1 protein-coding gene is annotated in these 723 nt (G+C 65.6%); it reads right to left on the reverse strand.

Annotated elements, in window-relative coordinates; all coding sequences use genetic code 11:
- On the reverse strand, positions 1–723 hold a 723-nt coding region (locus EOA29_RS41925), incomplete at both ends, for a hypothetical protein (protein WP_189479163.1).

Consider the following 723-nt stretch of genomic DNA (forward strand, 5'->3'; position numbering starts at 1 on the left):
CGCCGACGCTCCGTGGTCCCGCCGCCCAGCTGGACTTCCTCGAAACGGTCGAGCGGATGCTGGTCCGCCTTGGGCAAAAAGGGCTTGGGTTCCTTGCCGCCGAAAGTGATCGTTACCGTTCCCTCGACATCGAAGAAGAAGAGCTCGATCCGGCCGGTGACCTGCACCCAGAGGTAGACGTCGTTCGAGACGGCGAGGAACTTGGCCTGGGCGCTTACCCCGAGCGAGAACGGTCCAAGGTGGAGCGATCCGCTGGCCTGGCCGAGCCCGGCGAACATCAGCGGGCTGGGCACGAGCATCAGGTCGAGCCCGAGATAGAGATCGGCCCACGCGACCGGCCGCATGCCGAACTGCTGGTGCAGCGAGAAGCCGAAAGCAATGATGAAACCTTGATCGAGGTCGATGAACGGCGCCTGGACCGGCCAGTGTTCGATCCCCTTGCCGCGGACCATGAGGTAGGCGTCGGCGCCGATGTCGAGGATGTCCGGAAGCACCTTTGCCGAGACGGGGCCGACCTTGCGGCCCTGCCCGTCGTAGCCGTCGGCCCCCAGATAGGTGTACCAGTCGCTGGTATCCCCGCTGACCGGATAATGCCCGACCAGCGGAAGGCGGACCTCAAGCAGCGGCCGAAGATTGATCGAGCCGAGCACCGCGAAGTCGACGGCGGTCTTGTCGACGCCGACAAAGCCCAGGAAGCTCACGCCCGGGGTCGGCTCGCCGGAA

It is taken from the genome of Mesorhizobium sp. M1E.F.Ca.ET.063.01.1.1, assembly GCF_003998155.1.
GTDB lineage: Bacteria > Pseudomonadota > Alphaproteobacteria > Rhizobiales > Rhizobiaceae > Mesorhizobium.